This is a genomic window from Empedobacter sp. EJD.6dd, from assembly GCF_057369435.1.
In genome coordinates this window covers 1070694-1087220 of the sequence record NZ_CM170667.1, presented here as the reverse complement: position 1 = coordinate 1087220, position 16527 = coordinate 1070694, and the positions used below count along the sequence as shown (strand labels likewise).

Sequence of the window (16527 nt, the reverse complement as noted above, 5' to 3'; positions counted from 1 at the left end):
GCATATACAATGGATACAGAATGGATACAGCGCGGATACACAACCGATACAGAAAAGTGTCATTTTCGATATACACCGATACAGGATTTTAACACATTTTAACATATTATTTCTCTAATATTCTGCTATTTCGAGGTATCTAGAAATCTTTCTATCACTTTTTTGAGAGCAAAAAAGTAATCAAAAAACTCTTGTCTTTGATTTTCGACGGTCAAAATTAGTTTCAGTCATTCAATATTTTAAATCATTTGCTACGCAAACAGTAAAATATTTTAACCATTTACTTCAACTTTTTGACACTCGCCTCCAAATCATATGACGTTTTTATAATCCTTTTTCAATATTTAAATTCGTTATCACTTTCAACAACGGATTTTGTCATTCTGAACCCGTCGAAGAATCTCATTCTTGATCTTAACCTCAAATACATAATACATTGTACTTTTTACATAATACAATAAACAAAAAGGTAGCAGAACCCCAATAAATTTGGAAAATGATATTAAACGTTTTAAATTTATTGTGCGAATAAAAAAGATAAAACGAATACTTTCAAAGTCTCCTTACCGAGGCTCTGATAGAGAGCGTGTAAAGAAAGGATAGCCCTTTGCTTTACGTTCCGTGTTTTAAAAATGTTATAAATACGGAGGTTTGTTCTTTAAAAGAATGAAAAAAATGAACAGTCTTTGTCTGGAGGTTTTTTACGGATGAATGGAAATTGTTTCGTTCTCATTTTGTGTTGGGTTTTATAGAACGATGTTTCTCGTGTATGAAGAAATACTTACAAAAAAAGCAAGGAGCAGTCTCACACTTTAGACCATGGGCGACCAAACCCTTCTTTATAATCTAACGATAATAAAGCTACTACCTAAAGTTAACGTGAGAACCACCCTCATGCCTTATACGAAAGTACAAAACTTTTTAGACATGGAGCGATTCCACGATACTCTCGATAGTAAAATTGGTCGTTTTAGGTCGAGATTACATCGTTTTAATTTGTCTTTATAGACTAATTATCAATTCGCTACAACAAATATAATCTTTATTTTTTTAAATGCAAATTTATTTTATAAATAAAACTATAAAACATTAATAAATGACTTATGGAAGTTAATAAGACGTCTCTTTACAGAATTAATCTTGGAAATAAATTAAAAAGTTTGAGAATAGAAAAACTATATACAATAGATGATATAGTTTATATGACTGAAATATCACGTAGTACTATAATAAAAATAGAAAAAGGTGAAGCAAAAATTATTGATTATTACGTAGAATATGCGAAAGCAGTTCAATATCCACTAGAAACATTAGTAGATCTAAATATTCCCCTTATCCCTTTAAATGAATTACCTAAAGATAGAATAGAATCTTTAAAATTAACATCAAAAATTAGGGAGCATATAGTGAATACTAACTTTCTTAATGAAGGTAAAATAGTTGCTGAAATAAAAGAAGAGCTGGTCCGATTAAAATTAGTCCCAAAAGATATTACCTCTGTTGCTATCGCTGGTGTTATGAGGAATTTAAAAAATGATGATCTAGTAAGTTCAGAAGAAACAACAGGAAGAAAGGCTATTTATACAAAATTTAAGAAATAAAAAAAATGCTTCAATTGGAGAATTTTTATTCAACTTCTCTCTATTATTCTGCAATTTCTGATTTACTATTTTTAGTAAATCAATCTCTTTTTACTCTCACTAATAATGTAATAGATAATAATGTTGTAAAGTAAAAGTATCTATTACTATTTATAAAACATTAATTTACATTATTACATATTCTAAAAAAAAACATTTTACACAACAAGGTGTACCTCTTATTTTGTAGTCTATTTTTTTGAAGGACAAAATAACCTATTTATTCGGGGTTTGTTCGAGTGTCCTTCGACAATGGCTCGAGAAAAAGGATATTTTTCGAATAACAATTGAACAAGTTTCAAAGCTTTGTCGAAGAAAGTAAGTGAAAAAATGTATTTGTATTAAGGTGTTATTCTTTGCTTTCTTTCTTATTTTTTTAGTATAATTAAAAGAGATTAATATATTATTTTAATTTATATATCAATTGTTTATATTAAAAATAGTATATTTAATTATTAATTAACACTGATGTATATGAGAAAAATTCTACTTTCAGTTTTCTCCTTATTTCCTATGCTTACTATTTCTGCTCAGCAGGATATTATGTGGGAAAAAACTATTGGAGGAGAAAATGCAGAATACTTATACAATGCCATTTCAACACCCGATTATGGTTTTTTGATTTTAGGCAGCTCTGATTCGGATGTTTCTGGAAATAAAACCAAACAAAATCAAGGTGGTTTAGATTATTTTCTTTTGAAAATGAATGAAGATGGTAAACAAGAATGGCAAAATTCATTCGGTGGTGATGGTGATGATTTATTGAAGTCAGCAATATCAACTTCAGATGGTGGCTTTCTATTAGTAGGCTCTTCAAATTCTTCTAAGTCTGGAGATAAAACCGAAAAATCTATTGGAATGATGGATCTTTGGATTATAAAATTAGATCCAACAGGAACTGTCCAATGGCAAAAAACTATTGGTGGCTTAGGAAATGATGAAGCGGTAACAGTGATCAGAACGGCTGATAATGGTTATTTGATAGGTGCAAATTCAGACTCTCCATAATCAAATATAAAAGCTCAAAATAATTTTGGTTCCAATGATTTTTGGTTGATTAAATTGGATGAAAAAGGAATTATTTCTTGGGAAAAAACAATTGGTGGAGAACAAGAAGAATCCTTAAAATCAATAGTTGAAACAAAGAATGGTTATTTAATTGGAGGAACTTCAAATTCAAAAATAAATGAATTAAAATCTCAAGATAGTCATTATTTAAGTAGTGTTTGGTTGGTTGAACTAAATAAAAAAGGTGAAATCATTCGTGAAAGAACAATGGAAAATGATCTTCAATCTACGCTACTTGCGCTTACATCTGAAGAAAACAATATTACATTAGCTCTTAGTTATCCTCAAAAGAATGAATTGAAAATTATTCAACTTGATGAAGAATTAAATTTCAGCAACGAGAAAAAACAAGAATTTAATAAATCTATTCAGTTAAATTCGGTTTTTCCATTGGGGAATGATTATCTCATTACAGCAAATACAATTGGTTATAAACATAAGAGCACAAATAATCAAAATGAATTAGAAAGTAAATATTTGGCTTTTCATTTCAATCAAAATTTAAAAGAAAATTGGAAAAAAGAAATCGGAAAGTCGAATAGTTTCAGCTATTTAGAAAAAATAATTCCGATGCGAGACAGTTCGTTTTTGTTGTTAGGTAATTCGACAAATGCTAGCGAAGCAAAAGGGCAAGATGATTTCTATTTGGTGAAATTAGGTGATAAATCTTCTACAGAAAAACGTACCTATATAGAAGCTTACCCAAATCCAACTTCTGATTTTGTAAATGTTTTAATCAACAAAGATTTCGAAAAAGCAAGTGTAGATGTCTATAATTTAACAGGTCAACATCTCCAATCTAAAGAAGTTAAATATCGCTCAACTCCAATTTCTTTAGGAAATTATCCTGGTGGAATATATATCCTTAAAATCAGCTACGACAACCAAACTGAATCTATCAAAATTATTAAAAAGTAACTTATGAAGAAAAATATAGTGCTACTTGCTTTATTAGCTTTTAGTAAGACTTTTGGGCAAGTGGACAATATTATCCCTTTACCGACAACTCCTGATGCATATTCTTTATCTAAAGTTTCTGATTTAGAAATGGATTATTTTAGAGGACAAGCTAATATTTCAATACCTTTTCATATAATAAATATAGATGGTGTAAGCATACCTATTAGTCTCTCTTATAATACATCAGGAATAAAATTAAATGAAATTGCTAGTAGTGTTGGATTAGGGTGGTCATTAAATATACCTGGATATATTAATCAGGACATTAAGGGTTTGAATGACTTAAAAGAACAGCTTTATTCAAAAGATATTAGAGATTATGATCAGCTCAACGGATTTATTATTGGAACTATTGCTAATGATGAATTTAGAGTAAAAATTGGAGAAATAGAAAATGGGCAATATGATACACAGCCAGATTTATTTTCATATAATATACCTACATCCTCGGGATCATTTATAAAGGATGAAAATAGAGGTATTCCTATCCCTTATAATAATGATTCAATAAAGTTTACCTCCAATAAATCTATTAGTATCACTGATTCGTATGGAAATAAGTATTTATTGAGTAGTAAAAATTTTGTAACAAATATTTCTACTCCTGTAGAAGTGAATTCAACCCTGTTTAAAATAGATGAAATTACCACACAAAACAATAAAAAAGTAAAATTTTATTATGATAAATTTTTTGGCTATGGAGATACTTCAATTTATGAAAAAGCTCATTTACGTCAAATACAACCATCAAATAATTCACAACAACTTCTTATTCCTTATGAAAGAGAAGAAAAAGAAAACTCTAATAGTGAACAATTGGTTTCTAAAATAGAAACTGACAATGAAGAGGTTTATTTTAAATACTCTGATGAATCAACAGATTTATTTATTAATAATAAACCTTATAGAAATGATATTAACGGACAGAGTATTGCTTTAAGAAAAATAATTGTTAAAAATAAACAATCAAAAATCATCAAAGAATATACTCTAAATTATAGTTATTTTTCCAACGATAATAACCCAAAAACACCAAATGATTATCGTTTAAAACTTATTAATATTTATAATAATTTAGACGATACATATTATTCTTTTGAATACAATGAAGAATTTAAACTTCCAAGAAGAAATTCTTTTAATGATGATCACTGGGGATATGTAAATAGTTTATACAATATAGGGAACTCAAATATACCTTCTAGTATAAATTATGGTATAGATTATATACAAGAAGATTTTGATAGAATTAATGACAAAAGAGATAGAAACCCTAACTTTACATATACTAAAATAGGAAGTCTTACTAGAATTGTTTATCCAACAAAAGGTTATAAAGTTTTTGAATATGACCGTCCTATAGGAGAAGAAATAAAAACATTTTCAGGAGTCTATGGAAATAAAACTTTCAAATCTTATACATTAAAGGCTTTAGAAAATGATAACTCTATTTCAGGAGTATTTAATTTCACAGATGAAGATGTATTTAATATTTCAAAAGAAGAAAAAGACGCTTCTCCATATTTAAAATATACATTTAGTAATACTTGTAATAATAATACAGAGCCAAATACGATACAAGAAACAATGTGTTTTGGCAATTTAAACAATATTCATTTTGATGGACCTCCAAGTGAAGGAAATGTTTTTGAGAATATAATTTCCTTATACTCTGCTAATTTAAATAAAATAAATAACTTCACAGACCCATGTCGTTGTTCTATAACATTAAATTTAAATTATAAATACCCTATATATCTAAATACTATTCCTAGTTATCCTAGCCTTAGAATTAAGAGTATATCTGATTATGATCATAATTCTAATTTAGTAAATAAAAAAGAATACAAATATGGAAAATATGAAAATAATATTTTTAAACCCTATGCTTATTTAGATAAGCCTATTACATACTTAAACACGTCTCATATATTTGTTCCGCAAAATGGAAGTACAACGCCAAAATATGAAGTGAGTGATATTCTTACTATTCATAATAGTAATCAATCAATAACTAGCTATGGTTCTTCAAAAGGTGTTTTTTATCCTTATGTTATTGAATATACTAATGGAGGTAGTATTGAATATGAATTTAAATCACCTAATAGGTATAATTTATCTACAATGTTTTCTCTTATTAATAGGGATTACGATGATTGGAAAACAGGACTCTTAGAAAATAAAAAAATAAGATCAGAAAACTCTACTTTGTTAGAAGAATTTATTTATGAATATAATTTTAATGACATAAGAAATAGTTCGTCAAACTTTTATATAAATATGACTTCTCCTAAACCAGCAAATTCGTTTGGGGTTCATTTAAACATAATTTCTAGAGATGTAATGTATACTCCCTCTCCTGGTCATGATAAAGAATTTTATATAGACCGAAAAATGTATTGGATTAATTCATCTTCAATAGAAAATGTAAAAATTACAAATAAAAAATACTTTGATAATTTTAAATTTATAGAAAATATAACTTTTAATAATTATTCAAGCGATTTACAAAAACCATTTTATATAAAATCATCTAATACAACCAACAGCAAAGGCGAAACCCTAACGACAGAATATCAATATCCACCCGATTTGGTAAGTGGATACGAACAAAGTGCGATAATGCAAGAAATGGTCGAGCGTAATATGATTGCTAATCCTATCATTACAAAATCTAAAAATGGCTCTACTGTTTTATCTGAACAACGAACGTTGTATAAGTTTTTCCCTGGAACAAATGGTACTTTAATTTTACCAGAATTTGTTAATCAAAAAAGAGGAGCAATGCCTACAGATGTTGTTTCATCCGACCGTAAAATCACTTATAACAGTTATGACGATAAAGGCAATCTAACCCAATATACGCTAGAGAACGGAATTCCAGTATCAATTATTTGGGGTTATGGGGGACAATATCCTGTTGCTAAAATAGAAGGTTCTACATTGACTAATGCAGAAACAAAATTATCTGGTTATCTAACAAAAATTCAAAATGGAACTTTAACAACAGCTGAACAGAATACTTTAAGAGCTCTTATTTCAGAGGCTATGATTACAACTTATGTTTATAAACCTCTAGTTGGCGTAACGAGTATCACAGCTCCAAATGGACAAACAGAGACTTACAATTATGATGCTTCAGGTCGTTTACAATCTATCGTTAATGAAAAAGGAGAAGTTTTAAAAACGTTTGAATACAATTACAAGCAACCTTAAACCTAATACACTATGAAACACTTTTATGAAAAAATAATACTGAGTTCATTCTTTGTTTTAGGGATAAATTCAATTGTACAAGCGCAGACAAAGACTGAAAATTATATTTTAACCAGTGAACTAACTGAATCTACAACAGATACAACTAAAAGTAATATTACAAAGAAGGATAGGATCGAAAAAATCACTTATTTTGATGGTTTAGGTCGCGAAAAAGTTAGCATTGTTAGTCCTAAAAAATTAAGTAGATCTACTTTTGCAATTGGTAATCCTGGAGCACAGCAAATATTAGACCTAGCAACCCAAGTAACGTACGATGGTTTTGGACGAATAGATCGAGAATACTTACCTGGAACGGTAAGTGGAATAGATTTTCCTGGTTCAATTGCTTATTCCGATTATCCAGAAGCTCAGGTGTATAGTCAAAAAAAATACGAAAACTCACCTCTTAATCGGGTTGAGAAACAAGGCGCTCCTGGAGTTACTTGGGATGTAAACACCAATCGTGCTATAAAATTCGATTACCAAACCAATATTAATGATAATGTCTTGATGTTTGGTATTAATCAAGCATTAACCAATTCTGGAGATAATATTTCGTTAACACTTATAGATTCGTATCAGAATGGAATGTTGTATAAAACCATAACAACTGATGAGAATGGACAGCCAATTATCGAATTCAAAGACAAAGAAGGTCGAGTTGTTTTGAAACGTATTCAAGCTGATGGGAAAGAGTTTAATACATACTACGTTTACGATGTTTACGGAAATTTAGCTTGTGTTTTACCACCTCGTTTGATAGAGATTACACAGAATAGTAGTGTTATTTCCTCTTATACATCAGATTTATTATCAGAATTGGCTTATCAATACCGCTATGACGATAAAAACAGATTAATTGAAAAGAAGCTTCCTGGTAAAGCTTGGGAATATATGGTGTATGATAAACAAAATCGATTGGTTGGTGTACAAGATGAAAACATGCGCAAAGAAAACTATTGGATTTTTACCAAATACGATAAATTTGGACGTGTAGCCATTACAGGGAAAACATGGGAGACAGCAGGTCGAACAAGAGCAGATGTACAAGGAACGATTGATGATCATTTAGGCGATAACAATGTTAGTCGAGATGCAACAGGGTATCAACAAGATGGAATTACAATTTATTACAATCAGTTTGGATTTGGATACAATAACCATGTCTTAACGGTTAATTACTATGATGATTATCCTAATATGGGAAAAGATGTTCCAACAACAGGAACAGTTTTAATTCCAACCCAAACCATTGCAACAAGTAATCAGTTAAAAGGTTTACCAACCATTACAATGACACGTAGTTTAGGAACATGGGAAAATAACCAGTGGAACTTTGAATATAACTATACTTTTTATGACAGTGATTATTTACGCCCAATTAAAAATCATAAGATTAATTATTTAGGTGGTTCAACGATTGTAGAAAGCGAATTGAACTTTAGAGGACAAGCAAAACAAGTTGTCACGACACACAAACGTTCAGACACAAGTACTTCAATCAAAATAACTGAAGGTTTTACGTATGACAAATTCGAACGTTTAACGAAACATACCCATCAAATAAACAATGGAAAAGTAGAAGTATTAACCCAAAATAATTATAATAACATTGGTCAATTAACCTCTAAAAAAGTAGGAAACACAACATCTTCTCCATATCAAACTGTAGATTATACCTACAACATCAGAGGTTGGTTAACACAAATAAATGATATCACCAATTTAGGAACAGATCTATTTGCGTATAAAATCAATTATAATACAAAAGATCAAACCAAAGCAAGTCACAATACGCAAGAATTATTCAACGGAAATATTTCTCAAACGTTTTGGACGAGCCAAGATAATACTTTTCTACACTCGTATGATTACAATTATGATGGTTTAAATCGTTTGACAGGAGCTAGTTATTCTAATATTTCGAAAGACTTTGCGGGAGCCTACGACGAGAAATTAACGTATGATACAAACGGTAATATCAAAACTTTACAACGTTATGGACAAACCGAACAGGCAACTCCACGATTGATTGATAATTTAGTTTATAACTACGAAAATTCTGAAAAAAGTAATAAATTACAAAAAGTAACCGATTCTTCTACAACGTTAGGTTTTAACGATGCTAACAAAACAGGAAATGACTATGCATATGATCTTAGCGGAAATTTAATTAAAGATTTAAACAAAGGAATTACAGATAGTATTAAGTATAATCATTTAAATTTACCTATCTTAGTAAAGAAGGGAACAGGAAGTATAGAATATAACTATGATGCAACAGGCGTTAAATTAAGGAAAATTGTAAAAGCACAACCTGCTGGTACTGTTGAAGGAACTATTGCTACAACAATAACCGAATATTTAGACGGGTTTCAGTACAAAGATGGAGTATTACAGTTTTTCCCAACAGCAGAAGGATATGTAAATGCAATAGTAGATGGTACTATTTCATATAATTATGTGTATAATATGACCGATCATTTGGGAAATGTACGTGTAAGTTATGCATGGGATGAAGTAAATAATACATTAAAAACAGTAAACGAAGATCATTATTATCCATTTGGGTTACAGCATAAAGGGTATACAAGAAGTGCTACAAGGGAAATTGTAAGAGAAAGTGATTTAATTGAAATTGGTATAGGTTTAGCCGCTTCAGGTGGTTCAAATTCTGGTTCAGCGAATTATAAGTACAAATACAACGGAAAAGAACTGCAAGAGGAATTAAGCTTAAACTTATACGACTACGGTGCACGAAACTACGACCCAGCGATTGGTCGTTGGTTCAACATAGACCCACTCGCGGAGAAATCAAGACGCTTCTCTCCTTATACTTATGCTCTTAATAATCCTGTTTTCTTCATTGACCCTGATGGAATGATGGCTACTCCGCCTGATGATTATATCTTTAATGAAAAAGGAAATTTTGTTCGAATAGATAGAAATAATCAACCTGATAAACTTGTTATTGAAAATTCAAAAACAGGAAAAGTAGAAGGTAAATATAACTTTAATGACCCTGTAAATGATACCAAAGCAATTGAAGATGGTACTATCACAGAAGTTCTTTTTATTACTAAAGAAGATATTGAATTAGAAATGGAATTTGGTTTAATGGGAAGTGAAAAAGAAAATTCTATTACTTTTATAGAAAGAGAAAGTATACCTAGAGGAGAACAGTCTATTCTATCTGGAAAAAGTAATGGGCAATTAGATTTTAAAGATGGAGGTATGAATACCAGTCCTGTGGGTTTACACTTAGTAAATGGGATAGCTTATAATAATTATGATTATGGTAATTTTTTATGGGGGCAAGCTGGTAAAAGACTTGGCTTTAGTCACCCAACTCTTTCAGCTGGCGGTCATTTAAATAATTTTAAAAATGGTGAAAGTCAAAATCCTGGTTTAGCAACTGGAATATATGATTCTCCTGAAGATCAACGAGCTATCAGAAATGGATATTTCTATCCAAACCAACCTCCTAAAAGTATGAATTCTGCGCAAAAACCTGTATTTGACCCTACTAAATGGATTAAAAATTAATAGTATGAAGAAAGCAATAATATTGTTAATCAGTTTACTTTCATTTTTCAATTGTAAAGAGATCAATCATAATAATGAGAATAGAATACTTGGTCAAATCCAAAATTCTGATTTTAAAATTTTTGAAGGTGTATACATTAAAACGTCAAATGTATTGGATGGAAATAAAAGAGTTTCTTCTTTTATAAAAGAATTTAACGGAAAAAAATATCATTTACCTAATTTCGAATATTACGATTGTAATATAGGAGATACTATCTGCTTAAAAATAAACGCAAAAAGAACATTTGATATTTCTAAATACAATCTTTCTATTAATGAAAAGAAAAATCAAGATTATTATTCTACTTTAAATGATGTTTCAAAAATTATCCATGAATTTCAAAAATTAGATATATATAAAATTTATAGTAGTATTGAAATTGGTAATTCTATAATATTTTTCATTAAAAATGAAGAGTACATTGCTTATATTGATGACATCTCAAAGATTAAAAATGAATATTGGAAAGAAAAAATATCTAATAGTAAAAAAATAGACCAACATTGGTATTACGGTAAATAAGTATTCCAACGACATTATTCCACCCCCACATTCACAATAAAGTAAAAGGCAAACCAAGGTTTGCCTTTTGTTATTTTATAAAGTCGCTACATTTTTATTAAAGAAATCCTTAAATTTTTTAGTGGTTAACATTTTATCCACCATTCTAAAAATCATCGATTTATCCTCTTCATCCAATTGGTTTATCAAATGCAATTTTTCAAAATCGGGTTTATTTTCAATCGTAATTTCTTCAGGAATTATGTTTTCATAATTCAAAATTTGGTCTGTTGTAAGGTTAAAAAGTTTAGATAACTTCAAAAGTTCTTCTACAGATAATTCACGATGTCCATTCTCCAGCTTATTATAATTGCTTTTTCCAATTTCAAGATTATACTAGGAATAGAATCATATTTTGCACTTGGGAAATATAAAGAAGGATATAAAAAAAGACTAATCTAAAGCACTAAAATATTAGGTAAACGAATATAAACTAATTGAGGTATAAGTCTCAAATAAAGAATCATTTTACGAAGTTATTGAACGTGTTAAATCTAAAATAGAATCGAAAAAATAATCTAAAGTTAAAATCGGTAACTGTTGCACAACTCCATTTTAAATAAAAATACGATATATTGGACCTCGTTTAAGCCTTTTTAAGCGAGGTTTTAAGGCATACTTCTTATTCTATTGTCTATTTTTTTAAGGATAAAGTAACGCATTTCTTTGGGGTTTGTTCGAGTGTTCTTCGACAATGATTCGAGAAAAGGGTGTTTTGTCGAATGTATATTCCAGCATAATAATAGATTTAATGAATGTTTTATTTTTCTGACAATAAAAAGTGCCCCATAAAGTGTTTAACTTTTTGGGGCATCTCCATTACTTTGCTGTTAAATACTTTTTATAAGTATACAGTACATCAAAAAAGTGATCTTATATTATCTTTTAACGATTTTTACTAAATTATTTCTTTTATAAAAACCAACACATCCAGCTACTAATAAAAGTATAACAGTATAAGAATCTATTGGTGCCGCATCCACAGGATCATCTCCAGAATCATGCCCGCCAGGATTGGTAGTTGTAACGTTATTTTCACTAAAAAAACTAACATCAGACCTTCCATCATCTGCATGGAGGTAAGTAAAAGGAAGAATTAAGAATAAACTTCCAACTAAAATATTATTTAATTGTTTTTTCATTTCGCATTATTTTATAATTATTTTTTTCGAAATATTTGAACCATCATAATATTCAACCCAAACAATATAAACTTTTGTATTATTTGATAAATCAAAATGCTTTTCAAATGTATTTACAGAATATATGTTCTTCACTAAGTTACCTTCTAGACTATAAACTTTTATAGATTTCAATTTTTTAGTCGACTTGATATGAACTGTATGATTTTCAGTATAGATATTTAGTTTATTTGTATCATTCAAATCACTTGTGTTCAATGAATTATTTTTATATACAATTTCAAAACGATCTTTAAAATAACCTTTGTCACTTAAGAAATTATAATCACCTTTTGATAAATTAGTAGATGTTTGTAACTCTTTATCAATTAAATAAATGGATTGATCTTGTGTAAATATTCCATTTGTTTTCGTTAACGATATCGTATAACTTCCAGCGGTTAAGATTTTAAATGAAAGATTAAATCTATCGTTTAAATCAAACTGATTTCCTCTACCTTGGATAGACATTTCTTTTTGATCTATCATCGAATAAATACCAGGGTAGACTTGCATAGGTTCTGCATCAAAAGTACTTTCGTATTGTTTTGTAGAACCTTCTTTATATCCAATAAGAGTTGAATTTAATATATCATTATGTTGTTTTAAACTCAACCAAAATTTATCATCTTCTATGGCTTTATATGAAACTAATTCGTTACCCGTAACACGCATACTGTTATTAAAATTAAACTGCATTGGTAATTGTGGAGTTGTTACTATTTTACTTTCTGCTTGTACAATAAAACCTTGTCCAACACCTATTGTTGTTGAGGTAACTGTAGGATCGCTCCATCCCATTTCATCACTATAAACAATCCAATTATCACCTGTAAATTCACTATTTATAATAGGGTTTTTATGTGTCCAAACAAAAACTTTCGAAATTGTTAACATTGCTGAATTGTATGATATAACTTTTTTCAAATCGATTGGAGATGGATAAGGATTACCTACTGCATTATTTCCAACATTATTTTTTGTAAACATTACTGAAACAAAACCATTATTTGGAATTCCTGTAAAAGTTCCTTCAAATATTTTTGAAACACCTTCTCCGTAATTGTTATAGTTATTTGGTGCTCTAAACGCAATGTATTCTCCTTTTTGAAAAATATCATTTGTATTAATAGTCGCATCCCAATTGTTTGTTGTTTCATTATATCGATAGAAGCGATTTTGAAGCGTCTTAGGAGATAGCGCAAATATATTTTGTCCAAAAACTGGAGAAGACCAATCTAACGTTTCCAATCGATAAATTGGTTTCGATTGACGTTTGAAACTGATATTCCCTACATTGATAGCATTTTCATTTTGTTGTATTAAATATGCTCCATGTTCAAAAACAACTTGACTCGAAGGGTTGTTTACATTATTTGTAACAGTATAGGTAATTCCTGAAGGAACAGTTACATTTGCTTCAAATGTCAGCGATTTTGCTGTCAAATTATAAATATAAGATTCTCTTAGAATAGCATCTTTACTAGCTGTTGGTTCACCATCGCTCCAAACTCCATTTTCCCAAATTGTTGGTAAAGACGGTGTGACTTCAGTCCATGTAAATGCATCTAATCCAACATAATTTGTTGGATTACTTGTAGAAATTTCAAGTTCATTGATTACGTAATTTGAATAATCTATTCCATTTATATTTTTCAAATTAACTTGAATATACCCATTCGTCATTAGAGCATTTAAAGGGATGTAAAGTGCTGTAAAAATAATTGTCCCATTCTCTTTTCCATTTATCATAATTGGTGCAGGCATAATCAAAGGAAATTGCTGTAAATTATAATCAGCTAAAAAAAGATAAAAATTTTGAGAGGTAAAATTAAATCCTTGACTTTTAAGCTTAAAACTTGGATTTACTCCAAATGTAGCAGCACCATCATTATCAATGTATTTATTATCTGCAATTGTTCCATTCCAGCCCGTTCCAGGATAATTTCCTTGTACACGAAATGTTCCTTGCGGATAATCTGATACAGGAAGACTTTCTATTTTAAATAGTTTTCCATTACTTGTAAAAGAGTAATTGCCATTGTCTGCATTTTCAAAATTCTCAGTATAAGGTAAATTTTGTGCAAACGAAAAAACAAAGCCAAGAATTAGTAATAAAGTTAGTTTATATCGTTGTAAAGTTTTTTTCATAAAATTAGATATTAAACATTTTGAAGATTTTTTACAGTTTTATGAATATCAGTTTTACTGGCAAAACTTTTTGTAGGCATGATAAATTCTTGATGAAACTGATTTCGATATTTATTATTATCATAACCTATTACACTTTTACAAATTAATTCACCTCCAGACCCGCCTTGCATCAGAATAACTTCGTGATCATTTTTATTTCTCAAAATCAATGGATAGTTTAATTTTTGACCTTCAGAAGTACTTAGAACAAAATCAATATTTTTACTCTCTATAGCCAAATCTTTACTATTCATTTTTGTTTTATCCATTCCTAATTGTGATAAACAAATCACGAGATCGCATTTATTTTCAGATTTTAATTTTTTTGCAATGCTATTTGCAGCTTTGTAAGGGTTTTCTACGATTATTTTAGAATTCACATAATTTTGTGCAACACTTGTAATACCAATTTTTAAATTCTTTGTATTAAATATCACATATTGTTTAATAGATTCTGACCAACCAGCCTCATTTGATGAATAATTGCAATTAACAAAAGGAAAATTGAATGATTTTGCTAATTTTAAAAATGTTTGAATATCTGCTTTTAAATAATTTGGACTTAATGCTACTGCATGATAACCAACCGAATTAATTGAATGAAGCATTTCTAAATTTATCTTATCTAAATTGAATAAATTACCTGCATCAACTGTCAAACCTTTAGATGTTTGTTGACTCAATTCACTTCTTATCTTGTTGTAAATTGATGGATGAATTGATAAATTCAAATCATTACTTTGATAAATTGTTAGATTTGATGTATCAATTAAATCATTTATATTTCTAGAAACATTTGCCAAACCATTTAATGAAGGACTTAGAATTGTCATTCCCATTAATGAAGCAGTATGTTTAAGAAAAGAACGTCTATTGCTTTCCATATTTTTTATTTAATTAGTATCTAGGAGGAAAGAGTCCAAATAAACAAATCACATAATTCATCCCAATATAGGGTTGCATATTGTTATGAGGAATTGATCCACCTGAAACCTGTGTTTTTAATTTCATGTCTATATTCGCATTTATTTCTACAGCAGGTTCTTCTAAATTTGTACCCATTGTCGGAGCAAAAGCCCCGTTTACTAAAAATCCGGGTTGGGCAATTGATGCACCAGCAGTAGGCGTAGTTAACGTAGCTGGAGACGAACTTACTTTTAATTTTGGTTGCCCTGTCATCACAGTTTCATGTGTATGAGATGGCATTTCATGTGTCAATAGTGTTACATTTTTTTCCCCTGCTTTTTTTCCTAACATTCTTTCCGATAGTCCTGGACCTTGTCCAGCACCTATCCCTACATGATTCCTAAAATCTGGTAGACCAAAAGTAGTTGTTCCATCTCCTCCATACATTATTCCTAATATCGAAAATAAGGCGGTATTTTGTTGAATAGCTAGTAATTGACCATGGCAAAATGCCCAATTTCTTGGTTCAAAATTCCCAGCAAATAATCTAACTTCTCCTATATAAGCTTCTTCCATAAATTCTAATTTTGTGAAGGAAAAATTCCTTGTATTGCTATAATAAAATTAATCCCCATGTAAGGTTGCATATTGTTATGAGGTTGATTTCCTCCAACTGGTAAAGTTGTTTTCGTTAAATCTTCATTTTTTAATGAACTACTATGTAAAACTGTAGTTGGCTCTTCAAGATTATAACCTAAAGTTGAAACACCTCTATTTGTTGCAACACCAAAACTTTTTCCTTTTGTTGGTTTGTGCGCAGTAGATGACATATTACTCGCCATTCCATTTGTTACTTGTACTGAATTCTTATCTACTGCATGAGTATGAGCAGGTAATTGAGTAGTCGTAAGTGTTACATTTTCCTCGCCGAATTTACTACCTAATATAATATTACTTAATCCCTGTCCTTGTCCCATTCCAACTGGTACACGGCTAGCAAGGTTTGGTAAAGCAAAAGTAGAAATACCATCTCCACCATAAATCGTTCCTATAATAGCGTATAACGCTTCATTTCTACTTATAGACAATAATTGTCCCTGGCAAAGCATCCATCCCAAAGGGGCAAAATTCCCAGCAAACATTCTAATTTCTCCTATTGTTTGTTCCATAA

Annotated in this window: 12 protein-coding genes; 6 read left to right on the top strand and 6 right to left on the bottom strand. The window is 29.6% G+C overall.

Annotation, left to right across the window (positions count from 1 at the left end; translation table 11 throughout):
- The first annotated feature begins 1103 nt into the window (after positions 1 to 1103).
- The 6 genes from AC2I98_RS05055 (at position 1104) to AC2I98_RS05030 (ending at position 11037) form a co-directional block, all read left to right on the top strand.
- Positions 1104 to 1601 carry a helix-turn-helix transcriptional regulator gene (locus AC2I98_RS05055; protein WP_486413538.1) on the top strand — a complete coding sequence of 166 codons (498 nt, stop codon included), beginning with the start codon at positions 1104 to 1106 and terminating at the stop codon, positions 1599 to 1601.
- 513 nt (positions 1602 to 2114) lie between these two features.
- A complete protein-coding gene (locus AC2I98_RS05050; protein ID WP_486413537.1) occupies positions 2115 to 2648 on the top strand; it encodes a hypothetical protein in 534 nt (177 codons plus the stop codon).
- 54 nt (positions 2649 to 2702) lie between these two features.
- Entirely contained in the window at positions 2703 to 3626 is a 924-nt protein-coding gene (locus AC2I98_RS05045) for a T9SS type A sorting domain-containing protein (RefSeq protein WP_486413536.1), read from the top strand.
- A gap of 3 nt (positions 3627 to 3629) precedes the next feature.
- A complete protein-coding gene (locus tag AC2I98_RS05040) occupies positions 3630 to 6884 on the top strand; it encodes an RHS repeat domain-containing protein (RefSeq protein WP_486413535.1) in 3255 nt (1084 codons plus the stop codon).
- Between the two features lie 12 nt (positions 6885 to 6896).
- Complete coding sequence (locus AC2I98_RS05035) at positions 6897 to 10472, top strand: DUF6443 domain-containing protein (RefSeq protein ID WP_486413534.1); 3576 nt, start codon at positions 6897 to 6899, stop codon at positions 10470 to 10472.
- 4 nt (positions 10473 to 10476) lie between these two features.
- On the top strand, positions 10477 to 11037 hold the full coding sequence (locus AC2I98_RS05030; protein WP_486413533.1) for a hypothetical protein: 561 nt from the start codon (positions 10477 to 10479) through the stop codon (positions 11035 to 11037).
- Between the two features lie 75 nt (positions 11038 to 11112).
- Here AC2I98_RS05030 and AC2I98_RS05025 read toward each other — a convergent pair whose 3' ends face one another.
- From AC2I98_RS05025 to AC2I98_RS05000, 6 genes are all read right to left on the bottom strand, one after another.
- The gene (locus tag AC2I98_RS05025; protein WP_486413532.1) at positions 11113 to 11295 is read right to left on the bottom strand and encodes a hypothetical protein; all 183 of its coding nucleotides are present in this window, start codon (positions 11293 to 11295) and stop codon (positions 11113 to 11115) included.
- Between the two features lie 659 nt (positions 11296 to 11954).
- Positions 11955 to 12218, bottom strand: a complete 264-nt coding sequence (locus tag AC2I98_RS05020; RefSeq protein WP_486413531.1) for a hypothetical protein — start codon at positions 12216 to 12218, stop codon at positions 11955 to 11957.
- A gap of 6 nt (positions 12219 to 12224) precedes the next feature.
- Entirely contained in the window at positions 12225 to 14408 is a 2184-nt protein-coding gene (locus AC2I98_RS05015) for a hypothetical protein (RefSeq protein WP_486413530.1), read from the bottom strand.
- Positions 14409 to 14419: 11 nt separating this feature from the next.
- Positions 14420 to 15334, bottom strand: coding sequence for a bifunctional UDP-sugar hydrolase/5'-nucleotidase (locus AC2I98_RS05010; RefSeq protein ID WP_486413529.1), 915 nt, complete (start codon positions 15332 to 15334; stop codon positions 14420 to 14422).
- 13 nt (positions 15335 to 15347) lie between these two features.
- On the bottom strand, positions 15348 to 15932 hold the full coding sequence (locus AC2I98_RS05005) for a phage tail protein (protein WP_486413528.1): 585 nt from the start codon (positions 15930 to 15932) through the stop codon (positions 15348 to 15350).
- A gap of 5 nt (positions 15933 to 15937) precedes the next feature.
- Entirely contained in the window at positions 15938 to 16525 is a 588-nt protein-coding gene (locus AC2I98_RS05000) for a phage tail protein (RefSeq protein WP_486413527.1), read from the bottom strand.
- Between the last annotated feature and the right edge of the window lie 2 nt (positions 16526 to 16527).